Origin of the sequence: Pararcticibacter amylolyticus (genome assembly GCF_003130405.1) — a bacterium.
GTDB lineage: Bacteria > Bacteroidota > Bacteroidia > Sphingobacteriales > Sphingobacteriaceae > Arcticibacter > Arcticibacter amylolyticus.
The window spans coordinates 224659-247188 of the sequence record NZ_QEAS01000001.1; the positions used below are offsets into that span (position 1 = coordinate 224659).

The window sequence follows — 22530 nt, forward strand, 5'->3', positions numbered from 1 at the left end:
AACCTGTACCCCCATGTTAATGACCTTCTGGATGGGGTATCCCAAACCGTTTCCTCCCATTTCGATGTCCCATAGCTTAAAGCCGCTCAGGAGGAACAGATTGTTCCCCGTGACATATATCCGGGCCGATGACATGCGGAAACGGTTCATTAATCCTGATGGTAGCTTATATCCCAACTCTATGGTTTTCATCCGCAGGAAAGCGCCGTTCCTCATGAACCAGGTACTATAGTTATAAAAGTTGTTGCCACTGTATGCAGTACTCAGACGGGGCCAGATAGCATAAATATCCCGGTTCTCTTCTGACCAGTGGCTGTCGGCATAAGCCTTCAGCAGCGCCACATCATTCTGAAAAGGGGAGGTATTACTGGCATCGAGCCAGAAAGAGGAACGTGCAGACCCCTGGAAAAAGGCAGAGAAATCAAAATTCTTGTAGCCATAAGAGAACCCGAAACCATAAACGATCTCTGGTACCGTCGGATAACCAATGGGTACTTTATCCAAATCAGTGATCTGGCCGTCATTATTTACGTCCCGGTATTTAATATCTCCTGCTTTGTATTCTCCATAGTTCTGTTTAGGTGAATTGCTTACTTCGTATTCATCCACAAACATCCGTTCTGCGATAAGTCCGTAGATCTGCTTTAACGACTGACCAACATGTGATTTATACTTTTCGTTATACGCAGGCTCCTCATATTTCAGAAACTCACTGTGAGCATAGGTAAAATTACCCCTCGCCTGGACCCACATATTCTTTGACAAGCTTTTATTATAGTCGAGGGACATATCCACTCCATATGCTTTAGCTTCGCCAACATTAGCCCTGACAGTGGCAGCAAGACCTGCATCGGCAGGAATGTTCCTGTCCATGAGAATGTTCTTCCTTCTTTCAGTAAAGAAATCAGCCTGAAAGTTTATATCCCTGAACAGGCCAAGCTCGAGACCGATATTCGTCTTGGTGGCTGTTTCCCAGGAAATATCCTTATTATCGTACCGGTAGATCCCTACCCCATTACTGCTCTGAGCATAATTCTCACCAAAGGAGTATCCCTTGCTTCCGTCGTTCATATTGACATCTGAGAGATAGAAGAACCTGTCGTTTTCATCCCCGATTGCATCGTTCCCCACAAGCCCATATGTCGCACGTAATTTCAGGTTTGAGACGACGTTGCGCATACCTTCCCAGAACTTCTCGTTAGAAACCACCCAACCAGCTCCTACAGCGGGGAAAAAACCGTACCGCTCCGACTTATAAAACCGCTCTGATCCGTTATATCCGAAGTTAAACTCAAAGAGATACCTGCTGTCGTAACCGTAGGTAAAACGGCCTGACAATCCCTGATTGCGATAGGGCAAAGATTTCTGCAAAGAACCCTGGTTCGCGTAAAGCTGCTCCCTCCGCTGATACACGACCATTCCGCTTACATCATGAACCTTGCTGAACTGATTGGAATACAGGACCGATGATTCGAGGTAAGTGGTAGTATTGATGTCTTTTCCTCCTTCATCGTAGTTCAGATACTCGGTTGGATTATCCTTCTCGTTCAGCAGCGACAAGGTATAAACCTTACTGCCCGGGTCATAGTAACCCATTGTATAATAATAAGGATTATAAAATCTCCGGACATCAAAATATGAATATCTTGAGGTGTTGAACATACCACGGATATTGAGACCAGGTAACAAGAATTTCAAATCCTGTTTCATTTCGAACTGCGCATACATGAGCGACTTGCTGTAGTCTTTATATCCACGTACCATATCTGCATAGGGATTGATGTAGTTCGCCCCTGTGCCATTAGCCCGGGTAGCATTACCAAACAGGATATGTTTCGTCCCCGGCATCAGTCCGGCCGGATAGAAAGCAGGAAAAGCCACCGGGTTAGAGCGGACAATTTTCTTGTACATCTCCTCTCCTCCGTCTATAGGACCACGATAATCATCAAAGCTTCCCGACACCCGTACAATAGCTTCGGTAGTTTTGGAAAGATTGATATTGATATTGCTCCTCAACTGGTAGGATTTCAGGTCAATGTTGTTATTGAAGTTATTCACTTTATCAACATTGAGGTTTCCCTTATCCTGGTTAGCTGTTCCTGCTATATAGTAACGGGCAACCTGTCCGCCGCCGGCTATGTTAAAGTTAAGACGCTGATTATTGGTTACATCCTTTATCAGCAGCTTTCGCCAGTCATTTGCCGGATACAGCAGAGGATCCGCTCCCGGAACAGTATTCGCTATTTTCTCTCTTGGATAAGCAAGCGGAGCAAGAGGGTTCCTTGTAATGGTTGCTTCATTTGCCAGATTCATGAAGGTGACCGGGTCAGCAAACTCTATATTTTTCGTATTTGAAGAAAATGAGCTTTCAAGCCGTACCGACACCTGTGCCTCTCCGACAGTCCCTTGTTTAGTTGTCACCTGAATAACACCATTTGCTCCTCTGGCTCCGTAAAGAGCTGTAGCTGTAGCATCTTTGAGGATGGAAAAGGCGGCGATATCGTCAGGTTGCAAACGGGCCAGTTCTGTAGTGGTAGTTTCAATCCCATCGATCAGAATCAGCGGATCCTGCTTATACCCAAAAGTGGTTACCCCCCGGATAAAAAAATCGGCATTATCACGACCCGGCTCTCCGCTTCTCTGGTAAGCGATTACCCCTGAAAGCCGCCCCGCGAGGGACGTAGTGAGGTTACTGGAAGGAACTTTTAACTCTTTAGGATTAATGGTCTCTATCGAACTGACCATACTCGATTTCTTTTGTGTACCGAAAGCCACAACAGCCACCTCTTCAAGAGTACTGATCTGTTCTTTCAGTATAATCTCGAATGTAGTTTTATTTCCCACCGGTATTTGCTGGGAAATAAAGCCAACGAAGCTGATTTCGAGAACAGATTCCGGTCCGGGGACAGAAAGAATAAACTTGCCGTTTGTGTCGGTTACTTTTCCGGTCACAGTACCTTTTACTTTAATACTTACGCCGGGGAGGGCGTCTCCCTTTTCATCCTTCACAGTTCCTTTAATCGGGATATCCTGTTTTGGGAAAGATTCGCCGGAGTTTACAGCTTCCCTTATGATCACATTTTTACCTTCCACTGTATATGACAGCGGAAGATCTTTCAGCGCCTTTTGGAGTACTTCCTCAAGCGAGGCATCCTTAAAGTTGGCAGTAACTCTGATACCATTTCTGAGCAGCTTCGGAGACCAGAATACATTGTATTCTGTCTGCCTGTTTATCTCATTAAACACCTCCTTCAGAGATGCTTCCCTGGCTCTGAATGTGATCTTCTGAGCAACAACAGCGCCGCTTACCTGCATGAAAGCAAGCAAAGTCATAAAAAAGATGAGCTTCATTATAAGAAGGAATTTCTTTACGTAGCCGAAAGGCGTACAAATGTTTACGGTAAAAATTTTATACATTTGTTTGGGTTGTTTTTTAGTTCTGAATCGTATACAATAATCATTTAGCACAGTAAACAGCCTACAATCAGGAACATGGCCGTGTTCCTGATTACTTAACTGAACTGCTGCTGGTCTGTCTCAGCTTGAGTTTTCATTTATAGTCATTTGTTTAATTGGATAGTTATTAGCAATTGGATTAGTTATGATCACGGCGGTTTCCAAATTATTTATTCTTGTGCCTTACCGTTATAAAGGAGCCTTTTATATCAAATTTCACATTTCCGGTTTGCTCCATAGACCTCAGAAGTTCTGAAATGCCCGTAGAACGCCTGGCAGCTGTTGCAAACTGCTCATTCTTAAGGCTCTCATCAGCAAAGGAGACGTCGACGTTATACCATCTGGATATTTTGCGCATGATACTTTCCAGACGCTCATCGTCAAATCTGAAATAACCGTTTTTCCAGGCAACAACCTCCGAAGGGTCAACAGTTTTGATCTCTATTCCTCCTCTGGCTTCTGCTTGTTGCCCGGGCTTAAGCAGGGCGGAGCTTCCCCCTGATAAAACTTTCACCGCTCCGCTCAAAAGAGTCGTTCTGCTAACCGGTTCATCAGGAAACGCGCTGATATTGAAATCAGTGCCAAGTACTTCTATTTTCTGTGTACCAGCTATTACCCTGAAAGGACGCATTTTGTCCGCAGCCACTTCAAAGTACGCCTCCCCTTTTAATTCGATCCTGCGTTCCTTCAGAGAGGTAAAATTTACAGGGAACCTGACAGATGAGACTGAATTCAGCCATATAGCGGTACCATCGGGTAAACGAAGCTGATACTGGCCTCCACGGGGGGTTTCAATAGTATTATATTCTATTATTGCTTCTCCCACAGTTTGTTTTCGGTTACCGACCACATACAATAACTCGCCCTCACCAGTTTTGGTGACCCTGATCCCACTCTGATTTGCCACGTCTCCCTGTTGTGCATCGGTTAGAGATATTCTAGTTCCGTTAGCGAGGGTAAGGATCGCCTTATTTCCCCCGGGGATGATCATTTTACCATGTTCAGCTGTCTGTTCCGGATGTTTGAAAGCCTGATTTTTAAATAACAGAATACCCGCAGAAAAAACCGCTACTAAACTCGCCGCTACATACCATCGCCGCCAGTTAATTTGCTGGTCCCGACCCTTAATATCCAATTGCAGGCGTTTAAGCATTTGGTTTTCTACCTCATGTTCATCCCCCGGAAAAACACTTTCTTCTTCTCCTGCCTGACGATACCACCTCATAAGTGTCTGCTTTTCTGCCTCAGAGGCTGAGCCATTCCTGTATTTATCTATCAGGGTATTTATTAATTCCCGGTTCATAATGGTCACAATAAAAAGAGGTCCGTTTATGTAGGAGTACAATAAGGCGTTCATTACCCTACATGGATTTCAATTTTTTTTTCGTAAGGAGTTAGAAAAAAAGAGTTCTCAGAATGAGGTAAAGAGAGATACCAAGTAAACCAGCGTTCTTCAACTCGTGCCTGATGATCTTTAAAGCCCGGGTCAGATTGGCTTGTACCCCTTTCTCCGTGATGGATATTTTCTCTGCGATCTCAGCATTCTTCATTCCCTCGTTCCGGCTGTATCTGAAAACTAACCGGCATCTCTCCGGCATCTCTTCTACAATGCCATTAATGAACTCACGTAGAAACAATGCATCCAGTTTCTCCTCATCATCTGAAACATCAGATACCTGGTAATTCTGTCTTGCGAGCTCTGCCCGTCTCGACTCCTGCTGATAATATTTAAAGACTGCGAACTTTATTGAAGTAGCCAGAAAAGCGCCAAGATCCCTGATTTCAAGGCAGGCACGCCGCTCCCATAGAGACAAAAAGACTTCGTGTACAATATCCTTTGCTACAGCTTCGTCTTTGCTGTGATTCCATGCAATCATCAGCAGTCTTTTCCAATACAACTTATAGATCTGGCTAAAAGCCTCATGATCATCTTCCCTGATCAGATTCAGTAATGAGGATTCCGTTAAATCAGCGTAATTAGCCATACTAAGAAAATTAAACACACGATCTACAATAACTTCTAAAAGCTTTTAGCATTGGCTAGCTGCATTATCTGGCAATTGAGTTTGTCAAATTTATTCTATTTTAAAAGTAGTGCAAAAAAAATTTCAAAGGCTCCTAAGAAAATCCTCGGTTACAGGAATACCCCATGTATTCATGGAGATAAAATCGCGGCACGGCAGATCTCACCAATATAGTGAGATCTGCCTTTTTTGAGCGTTTTCTTCTTTTGCTACAGGCAACATCGGGTGCCGCTCTTCTTCCGACAGTCTGGCCTGCTCTTTAATACAAGCTTCATATTCTGCAAACATAAACAGCAAAAGAATAATTGGTAAGTGAAGGTAAAGGAGCCCTGTAATTCATTACTTCAATCGGATTCTTTAGCCAGGTCCCGTTCCTGGTCTCTGTACAGAGACGCCGCACTTTCTGCCAATCTTATAAATTCAGCCCGGTAACCATCCTCATCTTTTCCCCTGGCAGCCTTCGCTCTGGCGATGAGCTTTTCAAAGCTGGAATGTTGCTTAAATTCTGAATTACGCAGCAGCATCCCGAATTCTGCGGCGGCACTTGCAAACCGGAAATCTATACTTGCCTCCCCTATAGGCAGAAGCTTATCTTCCTGGATAACCTGTTCCATCCGGCTCTTGTCTGAATGAGGATCTTTGTATCTGAACTTAAGAGTCGCTATTTCCGATGAATACTTCAGTTCGTCCTTTTTCGGTTTCTGGTATTTAAGAGGATCAACACTATCTGTAAACTCGTCTTTTATCCCCATAGGAATGATCTCATAAAGAGCGGTAACGGTATGTCCTACTCCCATATCTCCACCTATTTTCTTATCATTATTAAAATCCTCCCTGGCCATTAAACGATTCTCATATCCAATTAACCGGTAAGCCTGCACCTTTGCAGGATTAAACTCTACCTGGAGCTTTACATCTTTCGCAATCGTGAAAAGCGTTCCTCCAAACTCAGAAACCATAGATTTCCTTGCTTCCATAATGTTATCGATATAAGCGTAATTTCCCCGTCCCTTGTCAGCAATGGTCTCCATTTTACTATCTTTAAGATTCCCCATCCCAAAGCCCAGAACTGATATATTAATTCCGCTTTCCCGCTCCCGGACGATGAGGTCTTCCATATCTTTGTCACTTGAAGCACCTACATTAAAATCGCCGTCAGTAGCCATAATGATCCTGTTGTTTCCCTCCTTCTTAAAATTCTCACGGGCTACACGGTAGGCCATCTTTAAACCATCGCCACCAGCAGTTGATCCGCCCGAGGTCAAATCATCGATGGCATCTTTTATTTTCGCCTTTTGATTTCCGGGAGTACTCTCCAATTTCAAACTAACGTTGCCGGCATAAGTAACAATAGCAATATGATCATTTTCTCTCAACTGATCGACGAGCATTTTTAAAGAGGACTTAACCAGAGGGAGCTTATTCTCCGCCCACATCGATCCGGAAACATCCACCAGGAAGACGAGATTGGATGGAGGCAGTTTCTCAGTCCTCACCTCTTTAGCCTTTAGTCCCACCCGAAGCAAGCGGTGCTGAGTGTTCCAGGGAGCAGACGACAATTCGGTATGTAGGGCAACAGGCCTGTCACTCTCCGGTCCCTTTATGTCATATTTGAAATAATTGATCATTTCTTCAATCCTGACCGCATCTTTCGGAGGCAGCTGACCGTTATTGATAAACCGGCGAAGATTGGTGTAGGATGCGCCGTCTACATCAACAGCGAAAGTTGAAAGCGGCTGATCTTTAGGGTTAAGAAAACCGTTCTCCGAGATCTCTCCGTAGGATTCCGTGTTATGATAATCGTACCTCCGTATGTTTGTATTGGCACTTACACCCCTTATTGCCAGGCCGGCTACCCGTCCTTGCAAGGATTGGTCTGAAACAGATACAACGGATGCAGTAAGGCTTGTTTTCTTCTGCCTTCCGTAACCCACCACAACAACTTCATTAAGTGTTGCGTTTGACCGCTTCAAGTCCACATCCAGCCGGTTGCTTTTACCAGGTTGCACTTTCAGCACTTCATATCCCAGGTAAGAGAACACCAGCTTCGTCTTGTCCGACGATATTTTAATGGTGTAACGTCCCGCGGTATCAGTTGATACCGGTCCTTTCATACCCTCTGCCTGCACAGACACTCCCGGAAGAGGACTTTTATCGTTAGAATCCCGTACGATACCACTAATGGTACGCACGTCACTGCCTTTGAAGCCCGCCAGGACTGAAAACAGTACGATGAGAGAAAAAAGTTTTTTCATGTTATTGAATTTTGGCGAGGGATGCATCCTTTCAGAAATTTCCATAAACGATAAATAAAAATTAATTTTCGCCTCTTAATGAGTTGGTTTAGTAATTCTAAAAAAACGGATCAGGCTGACGATCAAAAGCTCCTGAAGCAATACCTCGAAACGGGTGACCTTCACTTGCTTGGAGAACTATTCCGTACTCATTCTTCTATGGTGTATTACGTCTGCTACCGTTATTTCCAGGATACGGAGAAAAGCAAGGATGCCGTTATGCAGATTTTCGAAGAACTGATTAAGAAAGTTGGCAAACAGGAGATCCGGCAGTTTGCCAGCTGGTTGTATGTGCTCAGTAAAAACTATTGCCTGATGCAATTACGCTCCGGAAAAAAAATGCAGCACGTTTCGATTGATGAATTTGTGGAATTTCCAGTCAATCAACATCAGGAGGAGGATCATGAAGAAAAAGAGAAGGCACTTACTGCATTGGAAGCGTGCATAAAGGCACTTCCCGACAGGCAAAAACAGAGTATCGACCTGTTTTTCCTCAGCGAAAAATGTTATAAAGAGATAGTGGAACTTACCGGGTTTAGCCTTAACGAAGTGAAAAGCTATATTCAGAACGGGAAGAGGAATCTCAAAATTTGTATGGAGAAGAGCCGTGAAGAGTAACAAATATGACATATCCTTAATCCGGAAGTACCTGAACGGGGAGCTTGATGACCGCGCCATGTATGCACTGGAACGCCAGGCGCAGGATGACCCTCTTTTGATGGATCTGATTGAGGGAATGGCTGCGGGCAATGAAAAAGAACACGAGGCAGCGCTGATTGAGATTGATGACATGATCAGCAGGAGAACCAAATCCGGAAAAGGCCGGATCGTTCCGTTACTCCGGTGGGGGATCGCTGCTTCATTTTTAATCCTGTGCGGTTTAACAGCTTTATTTCTTTTTAAAGAACCCCCTTCTGAGAAAATAGCTATACTGCCTGAAAAAAGCCCCATTACGCGTACGAACCCCGAAAAAGTACCTGTTGGCAGCCCGGTTGATACCCTTAAACCATTGGATGAGAAACGTGAGCTTATAAGCAAAGCGCCAAAGCCTCTCATCCGCGACAGAGATATAAATACGAACGTGCAGGCATCAGTCCGGCAATCAGATACCATAACATTTGTTCAATATAAGAAAGCTGATTCCGTCTCACTTGGTGAAGTAGTCATTACCGCTTATCCCACCCAGGCAAAACAGGCCTTAACAGCTTCTGCAAGCACCATAACAATACGCGGAACAAACCCTGTTGGAGCCCTGCAAGGCCGTGTTGCGGGTGTTTCGGTCACAAAAATGTCCAATAAGCAAAGAGATTCGATAGTGATTTCGGGAACAGTCAAAGATGCCACCAATAATTCTGCACTTCCGGGTGTTGCAATCATTGTTAAAGGAGGAAACAACAGTATTTCGTCTGATGAAAACGGTCATTTTTCAATAACAATTCCCCGGAAGGGCGAAACCATTGAACTGAGCTATATCGGCTTCGAAAAGAAAACTGTAAAAATTAATAAAGCTGACAGTCTTGTTATTGCCATGAACCCGTCCGAACTAGCATTGAATGAAGTAGTCGTAGTGGGTTACGGGGCCAATAGTCATAAAGACGCGAATATGGAGAACGAAGACCGGGCTGTTCGGCCTGTGGAAGGATGGCAGGAATTTAACCGGTACCTGAGATCATCCGCCGTAACTGACAAAGGAAAAAAGGAAATTGTTGTACTGTCTTTTAGCATATCTCCCGGCGGTCACCTGAGTGACTTCACAATCATAAAAGGATCAGACAGGGAGCTCAATGAGAAGGCTATCCGGATTGTGAAAGAAGGGCCAGCATGGCGGGGACCGGAAGAGGGATCCGAAAAGGTACGGTTGAGAATCAGATTCCGTTAGATCCTAAACAGCGCCGGGGCTTCATCACCTTGATTTCAGAGCTCTGAACCTGCCTGCATTCTGTATCATCCGGAGATCAGGTGTTCTGTTTATTCAAATTTGCGAAAGCAATCAGTTGCTTTTATATTTATAATAATTTTTTTCAGGTGGCGGAACAACTCTGCCCTGGCACTGAAAAGACATGCTGATTACTACTAACCATGAACAAATAAGTTATGAAACAAAAAATCATCTTCGTTTTAAGTCTGATCTTCGGACTGATGTTTATCAACGCGGGGCTAAACAAGTTTTTTAATTATATGCCGCCCCCGGATAACCTGCCTGAAAAGCTGGCGAAAGCATTTCAGGCGTTTATGGCAATAGGCTGGCTTATGCCTCTTGTCGGCTTTGTGGAAATTCTTGGCGGCCTTCTTTTTATTTTTCCCCGCACCCGTGCGCTTGGAGCGCTTGTCATCTTTCCTGTAATGATCGGCATTATGCTCACCAACACTGTCACAGAACCCTCCGGCCTCCCGATAGCCCTGGTTTTCTTTATCATTAACATTTGGGTGATCTTTGAAAACAGGCACAAGTACAGTCCAATGCTTACCAAGTAGGATCAGCTATAAATTTTCCGGACAAACCGGAAAATTTATAGCTGTGACCAACATTCTAAAACGGCCTGATCAGGAATGAAAAATCATATTCCTGATAGGGCAGTTGATATTTTGTCAGAGGACGCGATCTCCAGCTGTCTATACCACCTACCCCCATCTGTTTATAGTCGATATTCCATTGTGTCTGAGGACGCTTTACAAGATCGGCAGCATGCCGCTGATGCCGTTTATCGCCATCGTCGAGATCACTGTCAAAGTAATGAAGCGCGCTTATGCTCATCGGCACAGTGGACGTAACCGTTAATCCCCGACCACGGCTGTTTAATATTTTATACCATCTTACGTCCGTTTTATTTCCTGTTTCCTGTGGGGTTACATAAGGAAAATACTGGGCATCAACAGTCTGTTTATACATGCCTATGTGCGCACTGAAGTTCCTGTCCTGATAGTTTTCGTGCGGCCCCCGCCCGTAAAACAGAATATCGTTAAAACCAGCCGGCAATATCCATTGCATCCCATATCGGGGCAATATCTCTGTTTTTTTAGTGGTATCAGGAATACTCAATTTTTGGCTGACCAATAATTCACCACTGGAATTGATCCTGTACTCCAAAATCAATCTCGCATAAACCTCAGGTAAATCATATTCCGCATGGATCAGAGCAACATTATTTACGGTAGAATAAGTAAAATCCTTAAGAACCGGGCTTTCGGTTGCTTCTTTCCACGGCTTCAGTTGGGTTTGAAGATTTGCACCATAGTCATTATCATTCGGTGCACGCCAGAAGTTCGGCTTTAGTGTTTTTCCCGACGCCATGAACTGTTCGTTGTTAACTGAATACCCGCTAAGGAGGCCTGTTTTTTGGTCAAAAACGATATTCATATTCCGCGAATTGATAGTAAGAAGGCCACTATCATCTTTGAAGGTAAGTCCCGTCCCCCCTTTAATTACGACCTGGTTCTTATATTTTCCTCCAAGACCAAGCTGCTCAACTGCAATTTCATGCCCCGCCGGAACTAAGGGAGCAGCAGTCTTCGACTTGTATGAAAGGTTAAGAAATGCTTCTCCGTCAGGGAATCTTTTTAAAGGAAGCTTAAACAAAGCTTTCTCCTGAGGACCAACATTTACATTCATTAGCGAACCAGATTGCCATTTTACCCCATTCAGTATTATTTCCCAGTCCAGTTTTACATTCCTCATATCAGTAAAGAATTTTTCATTGTACACTTCCAATGTGTTTGCTCCGACTAGCCTGGAATGGATATCCTGATACACCTTCTTCATCTCCCACGCATGCGGGTATGGAGTACGGTTTGCATAGAAAATCCCCTTTGCCGCATAGTTCCAATCGGTAATCGCTTCCTTCGGCTCATAATCCCCTCCATAAGTGTACACCGTGTCTCCTTTTGAATTTATCCGCTGAAAGCACTGGTCTACAAAGTCCCATATAAAACCACCCTGGAAATGTTGCCGGTTATTGCGGATAATATCCCAGTAATCGGTAAAGTTCCCAAGAGAATTTCCCATGGCATGCGCATATTCACACATAATAAAAGGACGTACCGGGTGGGGTGTATTTTTTACATAATCCAGCATCCCGGCGGGCGACGGATACATAGGATTAATGATATCAGAGTCCCATTCCCAGGTAAACTTCTTATAATCAGCCACAGCCCGCTCATATTGTACCGGACGGCCCGGATCGCGCTGTTTCATCCATAAGTAACAGGAATAAAAGTTATAACCATTTCCTGCTTCGTTTCCCATACTCCAGATAACAATGGAAGCATGATTCTTATCGCGTTCTATCATTCGCTCTACCCTGGCAAGATGTGCCTGCATCCATGAAGGCCTGTTGGCCATGGTAAGCGTAATATCGTACCCCATTCCATGTGATTCTATATTAGCTTCCCCCACTACATAAAGTCCGTACTCATCGCACAAATCAAGCCATATCTCGCTGTTTGGATAATGGCTAGTCCGGACGGCATTGATGTTGAACTTTTTCATCAGCTGAATATCCCTCAGCATCGCTTCACGGGTAATTGTCTGTCCGGTTAAAGGATCTGTTTCGTGCCGGTTTACACCTTTGATGATCACCGGCTTCCCATTTACAAGAAAAAGGCCGTTCTTAATTTCAATTTTCCGGAAACCAACCCGTTGATGAATAACTTCCAGCAGCTCTCCTTTTCCATTACTCAGCCTGATCACGACATCGTATAAATCGGGGGTTTCTGCCGACCACAGCAGGGGAGCAGATACCGGGATATCCAGGGAGACGCTGATTGAAGTATCGATCTTTGCGCTTTGAGAAGAGATAACCCGGTTCCGGTATTTTAATATCACCTCTGCCGCCAGAGGCGACAAAGGCCTTTGATTTAAGGTCAGCTTTGTCTTCAGACTCGCATCCCGGTACACAGTGTCTAGTTCAGGAGTAAGTTCCACATCATATAAATGAACCGGATTTCTCGCAACGAGATAGCAGTCACGCGTTATCCCGCTCAATCTCCACATGTCCTGATCCTCTATGTAATTCGCATCACACCACCGCATTACACGCAGGACGATGAGGTTTTTACCTTTAACTAAGTAAGGAGATATATCAAATTCCGAAGGCAGCTTACTGTCTTCTCCATAACCCACGTATTTGCCGTTTACCCAAACTGTAAGATTTGATTTGGCAGCACCGATGTGAAGCACAATCTTTTTATTTTCCCAGCTGCCCGGAATCTCTACTTCCCTCCTGTAAACACCAGTGTTATTCACATTCATAGGCACTACAGGAGGATCAGGCTTATTTTGAGGCATCAGGTAGGTAAACTCGAAACCAGACGTTGTATACATCGGAAATCCATACCCGTTCATCTCCCAGTTTCCGGGGACATTAAAAGTTCTCCAGGAGCCGTCATCGAAAGATAATGATTCAAAATGTTCAGGCAGACCAGACGGGCCTTCAGCCCAGAAAAATTTCCAGACCCCGTTAAGACTCTGGTAATTGGACGACTTTTTCCAATCATTCTTTAACGCTGTTCCTTCATTTTCAAAACTAAAAAAGGAGCTGTGCATTTTCATACGGTTCTCCTCACTTTTTGTCTCGTCCAGCCAGGCTGGGCTCTGAGCATAAGCTGAAATGAAGCCCAAAAACAAACAGAGAACAGGTAGTATCTTCTTAAGAGCTGTTAACCAGTTTTGTGATCGCATATGACGCTAAAAGTAACATCAGAGTAAATAAGGAACTAACAATATCTTGCCCCTGAGTAGCCAGTTTTTAACATTCCAAGCCTGTATGATTCAAGGCAGTTTAGTAATGATCAATTTATGAACATTGAAAAGTATTACTAAATTAGAGAGATGAAATATGCCTTAGCCGTCATTACAATTTCCGTATTCCTTGTACTAGTTTCTATTGCTGTGGAAATGATAAGTAAACCTTCGGACCTGTATGTCACAATAGGGATTTGTCTGATCCTGTTAGCTATATTTCAACTATTGGTATCGCTAAAATTTATAAAATCAAAATAAACAATGTACACAGAAGAAGAAAGAACCTCCTTTAACGTCAGGAAACTGGTAACTATTGCAGCCGGAGCAATTGGCTTACTGATCATTCTGATTGTTCAGCCCTTTACCTACGAGAACATCGACGCAGGGAATGTAGGGATTAAAATTAATCTGTATGGCTCTGATAGAGGTGTAGACAACATCACACTCGTCACAGGCCGGGTATGGTATAACACCTGGACAACAAAGGTTGTCGAATTCCCAACTTACGAACAAACAGTAGACTATGAAGCATTTACAGTGACCGCAAAGGACAACGCCATCTTTACCATCGACCCGAAATTAAACTTTGCAATCAATGAATCCCTGGTTCCTACAATCTATAAAAAGTACAGGAAGCCTCTCCCTGAATTGCAAAACACATTTATACGAAACCAGGTTTTCGACGCGTACCGACTGGTGGCAAACGGTTTTGCTTCCGACAGCCTGATGTCGAACAGGGAAGCATTTGAAAAGCAGGTTGAACAGAGACTGGCTGATGCACTTGGAAAAGATGGCTTCGTCCAGCCCAAACTGACATCCGGGATAAACCCGCCTGAGTCAATGGCCAGGATGATTGAAGAAAAAAATGCGTCAATACAGGCCCGGCTGAAAGCAGAGAATGAAGCGAAGCAGGCAATAGCTGAAGGCCAGGTATTAAAAGCAAAAGCCGACGCGGAAGCTACAGCTTTACTGGTTAAGGCAAAAGCAGAAGCCGAGGCAAACCGGCTTAAGCAGCAGTCTCTGACTCCTCTTCTTGTAGAGATGGAGAGGATCCGTAAATGGGATGGAAAATATCCAACCACTGTTGCGGGCAATTCGGGAGTCTTGTTGGGAATAAAGTAAAGGTCCTTTATATCACTAAACAAATAAGGCTGCTTTTAAAGGCAGCCTTATTTGTTTGTCTTATTTTAAGATCCACATCAACTGATTGGTATCGTCATTGCCATTATACTGGCTTGTAATGGCGGCCTGCACGTTGTCGGAGTTGAATTCCAGCTCCTTCTGCGGATAGAGCCATCTTACAGGAAATTTTGCAGCGGGGGTATTCTGGTTAGTGGCACTATTTAGCACAAAGGTCGGATATCCGGTACGCCTATTCTCAAACCAGGCTGTATAATCTACATTATGGAAGAAACCCGCAATGTATTTCTGACTGATGATCTGCCGGATCTGATCTTCTGAGCTTCCGTGCAGGGCAACCTGTTGTGCATAAGTATCGGCATAGGCTGAACTTATAGCCATACCGTGAGCATAGCCCGCAGGAGCATAATTTGCGAGGAACAGCATAGATCCTTTGATCCCGTTTGAGTAATACGTCTGGGCAGGAGTACCACTGATCCATCCTCTTACAGCAGCCTCAGCCAGGATAAACTGGAGATCCCAGTAATTCAGCAGGCCTACCGGCTCTGCGTTATACATCTCTACATAGCGCTTGTTGACATCACAGAAATTGCCGGAGTTATGGGCGTTAAGAGTATTGGAATAAACATCAGAAGGTTCGACTCCCACATACGCATCATAATCTGAAGCAGTCTTCCCTGCCGCGACAAGCGCCCTCGCCGGTTCTGTATAATAAAACAAGCGCCGGTCCTGATTGGCTTTCAGCAAATCTATGAGTGTTGCCGACACCATCGGATAAATAGTAAACGCATTGATCTGCGCCGGAGTGCTGCTCCAGGGATAACAGTAACCAGCTGATGAATTATAAGTAACAGCAAAATTATCGTTATAGTCCCTCATCAGAGGCCTGGTTATAACCTGATTGAACTTTTGAACAACTCTAAGATCGGTGTCTGATGTTTTCTTATATAGGTTCATCAGAACATGGAGCTGGAATGTGTTGGTCAGTCTCCGCCACTTATCCGTACTTCCTTTATAGATGAAGTCACCACTGAAATCAGCCCCTTTCGAGAAAAGATCATCGGCTGCATCCAACTCATTAAGAATGCCCAGGAACACGTCTTTCTGACTGTCATACTTCGGTTTAATGATCTTATCGGCGCCCTTAATAGCTTCAGAATATGGAATGTCTCCAAGCTGCATCGTCGCCCGGAAGAACACCCATGCCCGGATGAAATGCCCAAGGGCCTTATAGGAGTTCTGAAGTTCGGGAGTTTTGGCGAAACTGACCATTGGATCTATGTCCCGCAGTACCAGGAAACGATCAAAGTTTGTCCTGTCTATCCAGTTATACTGAAGGTTATTCTGCTTTTCCGTCCATGCCAGGTATTTGCATAGAGTGAACGGCTGGATGAAATCTGTGCCGGTAGCAATATTCTTTGAGGTAATAGTGGTAAGCATATTCGTGGCAAACCACTCCGACGATGCAATATTTTGTCTGTCGGGATTCGTATTGATTTCGTTAAAATCTTTCGTGCAGCTGCTAAAACTAATCCCCGCGATTAATGCAGCTGCTATATATCTTCTAAATGAATTGTTGATCATAATAAGTTGAATTTGTTTTTGTGAAAATTCACTATATACCAAATCTGAGATTGAGCCCCACCATTCGCTGGCCGGGTGCGTTCATGTTCTCATTGTCAATATCCGGATCTGAATACTTGAAATTTGTAAATAAAAACAGGTTTTGCCCTGTGATTGTAACAGAGGCATTGCGGATACCGGTCCTGCCAAGCCAATTCTTTGGAATCGCATATCCCAGAGAAATCTCTCTGACCTTAACAAAGCTTTTACTCATAATTCCATGTTCATAAGAGTTCCCCCACAGGCGCATATAGCTCTGATAGCTCACGGGAACATCGTTTGGTGCATACTGCCGCGTATCACTGGTAATACGGCCAAAGGAATCATAGGTAACGTCTCCGCTTACTACTTTCACACCTTTTCCAACATAGTTTTTAAGTCCGTTTACTACTTCATCATAGCGATATTGATTGTCCGTTTCAGGAGCTGAACCGGTATCAAACATCTTATTATAGATATAGTCATACATCAGTCCTCCTATGCGGCCATCGACGTTAATACCCAGACTCAGGTTGCCAAGTGTAAAGTTGTTTATAAATCCGAAACTGAACTTTGGATCTTTGTAACCATACTTTTCCTTGAACTTGCTCAGCATGGGAAGTCCGTTTTGATGGATCATGTTACCTTCCGGGTCGCGCAGAGCATGTTCAGTCTCTGCATATACATCAAGACGTGCTCCAACTTTTGTCCATGGATTATTGGCTGAGTAAACCGGATCCAGCGTGGCGTAATATTGATGCTGAGTGGCATAGTTGATGATTGACTGCCATTGAAAGCTTTTGTTTTTAATAATGCTTCCGTCAACGGTAATTTCTATACCGCGTCTGGCTATTTTTTCCTGAGTGTTAATAAGACTCGTTGCATAGCCTGAGGACGGCGCAATAGTTTGCTGCCTCTGGATATTATAGGCTAACTTAGTGAAATAAGCAGCATCTATATGGAGCCTGTTATTTAGAAAATAAGCGGCCGTACCAAATTCCCACGTCCTGAAGGTCGTCGGCGGAAGCTTAGGATCTGCTAAATTGTCCGGGCTTACAGCGGTAGTACTACCCCAGGCATTAGATACATTATAAGAAAGATTATTCCCATATACGGGCAAAGGCGTTTTATTGACGGTCCACGATCCTCTCACTTTCCATAAATTGAGCCAATCAGGAAGCCCACTAAGGAGTTCGGATGCAACTACACTCATGGCTGCAGAAGGATAAAAATAGGATCTGGTATTCGCCGCCTGGGTTGAACTCCAGTCATTACGTCCCGTTACATCAAGGTAAACGGCGCTGTTCCATGATAAGGAAATTTTACCGTATGCACTATTGATCTGCTGCGCCCACGTTCCATAATTGTTAACGATCGCGTCTACTCCTGCAGTTGTCGAAGCCACCGCATTAGCGAAAGAATACCATCCGGGTATCGAGAGACCATTGCGGGTCCTAGCCCCTAACTCGCGATCCTTGTAATAGAATATACTTCCCCCTCCCAAAGCATCTATATTCCACTTCCCGACAAAATTCTTATTATAGCTTATAATGAGGTCGCTATTTATGCTGTTACCCCAAAGCTGATCAACTCCATACATTCCTTTACCGTTAAACGAAAAGTTAAGACTTTTCCCCAGAGTTCCGCCATTAGTGGAGAAAATGCCTGCCGGATTCCGGATGCTTTCTTCATTCTTGTAATAATCATACCCGTTTCTGAACATGATCTTCAAATCTTTCGTCAAAGCATAATTCATGATCAGACTGGCATTCATTTTATTCTGCTCGACCCCCTTTAACTTCTCATAAGCAATCAGGTAAGGATTATCGTACCACGCGCTGTACATCCAGTTCTGTTTTACATCTGGTGTTACCCAATAGTCGCGGTACTGACGGATATCGTAGTCCGGCCCTGTCCACATCATAATCTGGTAAATATACCCCTGAGTTCCGTAGCCTCCGCCCCATACCTGAGGTGCCTGATTACGGCTATATCCCATGTGTCCCTCCATACTGAATTTATCTCCGGATTTAATTTCTCCACTCATCGTGAAATTGTAGATGTTCAGCTTTTGATTAGGGAACTGACCTTTATTATGAATCTGATTCAGACCTACCCTGTAAAATCCTTTTTCCCCGCCTTGAGTCACACTGATATTATTATTGGTAATAAAGCCAGTTTGCATAAAATTTTTCAGGTTGTCCTTACCGCTTGACACCAAAGGCATCATTTCTTTCTGCTTCGTAACCGGATTCCATTGCATATCTTCGTTTCCAATATCCAGTTTAGGCCCCCATACGTAATCATCAGCAAGTTTACCATTTAAGCCATGACCATAGGATGTCTGGGTTTTGGGAATCGCCACATAACCTAAAGTCATCATCGTGTTACTGTTTACATCTATGCTGACTTTATTAGACTTTCCTCTTTTTGTAGTTACCATCACTGCCCCGGACGGCCCCCGAGAACCATAAAGGGCTGCAGCCGTTGCGCCTTTGAGCATATTGATACTCTCAATATCATCTGCTGGTATATCTCTCAGTGTCATATTTTGATATGGCACTCCGTCAATAACCAAAATCGGGTTTTCACCACGCATTTCAAGTGCAGGAGCAGCATTAAATTCAGTCGAATTTTTTACCACTAAGCCTGCAACCTGTCCCGTTAAAGAAGTTGCCATATCAACCCCTTTCACCGTTTGCAGTTTATTGCCCTTTACAGTCTGAGTAGCATAACCCAGCGCCTTCTCCTCTCTCTTTATACCAAGAGCTGTTACTACAACCTCTGTGAGCTGATTATTAGTAGATGTCAGAAAAATGTCCAGAGAACTGCGCCCGCCTACTTCTTCTTCCAGCTGACTAAAGCCAACTGACCGGAACACCAGCACAGCCTCTCCATTAGAAACAGACAGCGAAAAAGCTCCGTTCTCCCGGGTCGATATGGCGTTACGTGTTCCTTTCTCCGTAACGGTCACTCCGGCAACCGGCATCCCCTTGTCGTCTCTTACGATACCAGAAACCTTCATTTGGGCGTTCTTTACCGCAGCGGGGACAGCCGGATGCTCTTCGTCCCCGGCATTCTGCTGAGACTCTTTTATCCTCTTTTTTTCTACAATGGTATAAAACGAGGGTTTCACATAAAGGAATACCAAATCATTCGGATAAAGTATCCCTTTCAGTACATCTTCGAGGGACTTACCCTCCAGTTTGTCCAGGTTATAACTGGTCACCTTGTCCTTCAGCAGAACAGGATCGTAAGCGAACTCCGCTTTATAGATCCTGGTGATCTTTTTGAGAGCCTCGCTTACAGGGATTGATTTCTGGGCGTAGACCTGGTTACATGCTATCATGATCAATAGCAGAAACATCCTAAAGTAATTTTGCTTCATAATGAAATTTAGTTAAAAAAGCGTTATTTGTTCCTTTCAGTAGGATGTGTTGGGTTAGCAACTTTTTACCCCAGCGTTTAAAACTTTTTTTTTTGCAGACAAAAAAAGGGTTCTTTTCCGGAGCAGGGAAATACCGGGAGGATATGAGAGGTTTTGTGAAAGCCGGGGGACTTGTTATTAAATTAAAAAAAGCATAATCTTAACCTCTGTTAAGAACAGAAGCATAAGCACTACTTTTGTACCAATTTATAGGCGATTTAATTTTCAGATTCTATTCACACATAATGGGCAACCCTTTTCTCCTTAAGAAGATTATGGAAGGCGACATCGACGCCTATTCAGTCGTATACAAGGAGTACTACAGAAAGCTTTATAACTATGGCCATAAATTCAGCAGCGATACCGCTTTGATAGAAGATGCCATCCAGGAAGTGTTCTTTGACTTGTGGAACAGGAAAGAAAAGCTGAACAATATAGAATCTTTTAACAGCTACATCTATTCTTCATTCCGGTATACTCTGATGAAAAAACTGAAAGACATGAAAAAGCTGAGTTTCCGTGAAGAGCCCGGGGAAGACGGGGAGTTTGAATTTTCTGCGGAGAGCGTGATGATCGAAAAAGAGAAAAACGCAGAAGACGAAAAAAGCCTGGAACTGGCCTATAAAAAACTGACACCCAGGCAGTATGAAGCAATTTTTTTACGGTATTACGAGCAGCTTTCCTACGAGGAAGTGGCCCGCGTTCTGAAGATCTCCATTAAAGCGACATATAAAATAATGGCCAGGAGTATCTCGTCGCTAAAAGACAATATTAAGCTTTTGCTTATTTAATGTTAAAAAATTATTAAAACATGGGGTAAAACCGGAAAGATCGGGTACTAATACTATAGAATGAAAAAAGAAACTTTATATAAAAAGTATTTGCACTATGAGGAATCTGATTTCCTGTCAGACCCTTCTTTCCAGGACTATGCATTTAATCCAACATCGGAGAACGAAGCATTTTGGAGAGAAATTGCAGAAATCCATCCAGCGAAAGCTGCTGCAATAGGGCAAGCGCTTGATTTTTTAAGAACGATAAGATTTAAAGAGCAACAGCCCGGAGAAGAACAGGTAAATGCGGCATTTAACAGGCATATTGAATCTCTCAGAAGCGCCGGATTACTTGAAAACACCACGGTAGTTTCACGGCGCCCGGCATGGTCATTCATCCGGTACGCAGCAGCGGCTTTAACCGGTATCCTTCTGCTGTCAGGCCTTTATCTGCTTGTAAATAAAACCATAACAGCTGGTGAACTTACTGTAACAACCGCCTTTGGTGAGACCAGGCAACTTACATTGCCTGACGGTTCCCATGTTGAACTTAACGCAAACTCGAGTATCCGCTACGACAAAAATTGGAAGAAAGGAAATAAACGGGAAATATGGTTAGAAGGAGAAGCGTTATTTAAAGTAGTGCATACCAACAGTGATCCTTCGAAAATAAAGCCTGAGGAATACTTCGTTGTTCACACAAAAGGACTGAATGTAACCGTTCTGGGCACTGTCTTTGACGTTCGCCAGCGGAGGAAAACGACGGAAGTTGTATTGCAGCGGGGAAAGGTAAAGGTTTCTTTTGACAGGAAAGATCTGGAGGACATTATACTCACCCCGGGAAAGAGAATCATTTATGGAGACCAGATGAAAAAAGCGGAGGAGGACTTTGTGGAAACCAAGAACTACACGGCCTGGAAAGAAAAGAAACTACTGCTGATCAATCCTACTTTAAAGGAAATTACACGATACCTGGAAGATAATTTTGGACAGAAAATTACTGTCAGTGACACGGCTCTGAATGATAAAATGATTGCCGGACCAATTCCATTGAACTCCCTGGATGACGCTTTGTTTGTTATTTCAACGGTATCAGGGGTTGATATCATCAGGCCGGACAGCTCCTCCATCCTGCTCAAACGCCGTTAATTGTAATCATGCTAAACATACACTTTTACATAAATTTCAGATTATTATGAACCGTAATTTATTCACCCGTACAACCGTAATTCTGTTGTACATCTTCATTCCGCTTTTTACTATTGGTCAAAAGAAAACAACCCTTAATATCGCGACTTTCAATATTCGCCTGAATACAGCCTCAGACAAAGAGAATGCCTGGCCTAACAGGAAAGAAATGGTGAAGGACCTGGTTCAATACCATGACCTAGATATTTTTGGCGTACAGGAAGCTCTGGCAGTTCAAATGGCCGACCTTTCAGAAATGTCCCAGTACAGCCACGTGGGCGTTGGCCGGGATGACGGCAAGACCGGAGGCGAGTATTCGGCTATCTTCTATAAGAATAAAAAATACCAGGTAATAAAATCCGGAACATTCTGGCTCTCCCCAACTCCTGAAAAACCATCAAAGGGATGGGACGCAGCCTATATCCGCATCTGCACCTGGGCTCAATTCAGGGATAAAGCAACGGGTAAAATATTCTTCATGTTCAACACCCATTTTGATAACGAAGGCGTACAGGCAAGAGAAAACGCAGCAAAAATGATCCTCGAAAAAATAAAATTGCTGTCAAATGCCAGTTCTCCGGTATTTATCACCGGAGATTTTAATTCTGACCCTTCAACCAGTGCTTACGGCACTATTGTAAGTGCATTCTCAGATTCAAAGCTGATTTCGAAAGCCAAGCCGTATGGTCCCGAAAAAACCTTCAACAATTTCAAATATCATACTTACACAACGGAAGTCGAAGAAGGCCGTATCGACTTTATCTTTGTGAACAAAAATGTACAGGTACAGAAATATGCAGTGCTGACAGACAGTAAGGAACTGCGCTTCCCGTCAGATCATTTCCCGGTTGTCTGCGAAGTAAGCTTCTAATATTTTAAAAAGCGG

14 protein-coding genes are annotated in these 22530 nt (G+C 43.8%); 7 read left to right on the forward strand and 7 right to left on the reverse strand.

Translation table 11 applies throughout. The features are described from left to right. The 4 genes from DDR33_RS00965 to DDR33_RS00980 form a co-directional block, all read right to left on the reverse strand. On the reverse strand, window positions 1-3351 hold a 3351-nt coding region (locus DDR33_RS00965; protein WP_238387612.1), incomplete at its 3' end, for a TonB-dependent receptor. A gap of 271 nt (window positions 3352-3622) precedes the next feature. Beyond that, entirely contained in the window at window positions 3623-4759 is a 1137-nt protein-coding gene (locus DDR33_RS00970) for a FecR family protein (RefSeq protein ID WP_158280606.1), read from the reverse strand. Window positions 4760-4850: 91 nt separating this feature from the next. Then, window positions 4851-5441: an RNA polymerase sigma-70 factor gene (locus DDR33_RS00975; protein WP_109413889.1), complete on the reverse strand. Its 591-nt coding sequence runs from the start codon at window positions 5439-5441 to the stop codon at window positions 4851-4853. Window positions 5442-5824: 383 nt separating this feature from the next. After that, window positions 5825-7735, reverse strand: coding sequence for a vWA domain-containing protein (locus DDR33_RS00980; RefSeq protein WP_109414171.1), 1911 nt, complete (start codon window positions 7733-7735; stop codon window positions 5825-5827). Between the two features lie 78 nt (window positions 7736-7813). On the opposite strand from DDR33_RS00980, the gene DDR33_RS00985 reads away from it, so the two are divergent. The 3 genes from DDR33_RS00985 to DDR33_RS00995 all read left to right on the forward strand — a co-directional run bounded on the left by DDR33_RS00985 (window position 7814) and on the right by DDR33_RS00995 (window position 10249). After that, window positions 7814-8392 carry an RNA polymerase sigma factor gene (locus tag DDR33_RS00985; protein ID WP_109413890.1) on the forward strand — a complete coding sequence of 193 codons (579 nt, stop codon included), beginning with the start codon at window positions 7814-7816 and terminating at the stop codon, window positions 8390-8392. Further along, on the forward strand, window positions 8382-9653 hold the full coding sequence (locus tag DDR33_RS00990) for a carboxypeptidase-like regulatory domain-containing protein (RefSeq protein ID WP_109413891.1): 1272 nt from the start codon (window positions 8382-8384) through the stop codon (window positions 9651-9653). Before DDR33_RS00985 ends, DDR33_RS00990 begins: the two co-directional genes overlap by 11 nt. A 215-nt stretch (window positions 9654-9868) precedes the next feature. Beyond that, window positions 9869-10249 (forward strand): DoxX family protein, encoded by a 381-nt coding sequence (locus tag DDR33_RS00995; RefSeq protein ID WP_109413892.1) that lies wholly within the window; start codon window positions 9869-9871, stop codon window positions 10247-10249. Window positions 10250-10304: 55 nt separating this feature from the next. Here the strand turns inward: DDR33_RS00995 and DDR33_RS01000 are convergent, their stop codons facing one another. Beyond that, a complete protein-coding gene (locus tag DDR33_RS01000) occupies window positions 10305-13322 on the reverse strand; it encodes a glycoside hydrolase family 2 TIM barrel-domain containing protein (protein WP_238387613.1) in 3018 nt (1005 codons plus the stop codon). Between the two features lie 453 nt (window positions 13323-13775). On the opposite strand from DDR33_RS01000, the gene DDR33_RS01005 reads away from it, so the two are divergent. Continuing rightward, window positions 13776-14636, forward strand: a complete 861-nt coding sequence (locus DDR33_RS01005) for an SPFH domain-containing protein (protein ID WP_109413894.1) — start codon at window positions 13776-13778, stop codon at window positions 14634-14636. Window positions 14637-14696: 60 nt separating this feature from the next. Here DDR33_RS01005 and DDR33_RS01010 read toward each other — a convergent pair whose 3' ends face one another. Beyond that, window positions 14697-16238: a SusD/RagB family nutrient-binding outer membrane lipoprotein gene (locus DDR33_RS01010; RefSeq protein ID WP_109413895.1), complete on the reverse strand. Its 1542-nt coding sequence runs from the start codon at window positions 16236-16238 to the stop codon at window positions 14697-14699. Between the two features lie 31 nt (window positions 16239-16269). Then, window positions 16270-19644 carry a SusC/RagA family TonB-linked outer membrane protein gene (locus DDR33_RS01015; RefSeq protein ID WP_109413896.1) on the reverse strand — a complete coding sequence of 1125 codons (3375 nt, stop codon included), beginning with the start codon at window positions 19642-19644 and terminating at the stop codon, window positions 16270-16272. A 284-nt stretch (window positions 19645-19928) separates the two neighbouring features. Here DDR33_RS01015 and DDR33_RS01020 point away from each other — a divergent pair, with 284 nt between their 5' ends. The 3 genes from DDR33_RS01020 to DDR33_RS01030 are packed head-to-tail and all read left to right on the forward strand — an operon-like array spanning window position 19929 to window position 22515. After that, window positions 19929-20474 (forward strand): RNA polymerase sigma factor, encoded by a 546-nt coding sequence (locus DDR33_RS01020; RefSeq protein ID WP_109413897.1) that lies wholly within the window; start codon window positions 19929-19931, stop codon window positions 20472-20474. A 60-nt stretch (window positions 20475-20534) separates the two neighbouring features. Then, entirely contained in the window at window positions 20535-21605 is a 1071-nt protein-coding gene (locus DDR33_RS01025) for a FecR family protein (protein WP_109413898.1), read from the forward strand. A 46-nt stretch (window positions 21606-21651) separates the two neighbouring features. Continuing rightward, window positions 21652-22515 (forward strand): endonuclease/exonuclease/phosphatase family protein, encoded by an 864-nt coding sequence (locus DDR33_RS01030; protein ID WP_109413899.1) that lies wholly within the window; start codon window positions 21652-21654, stop codon window positions 22513-22515. Window positions 22516-22530 lie beyond the last annotated feature (15 nt).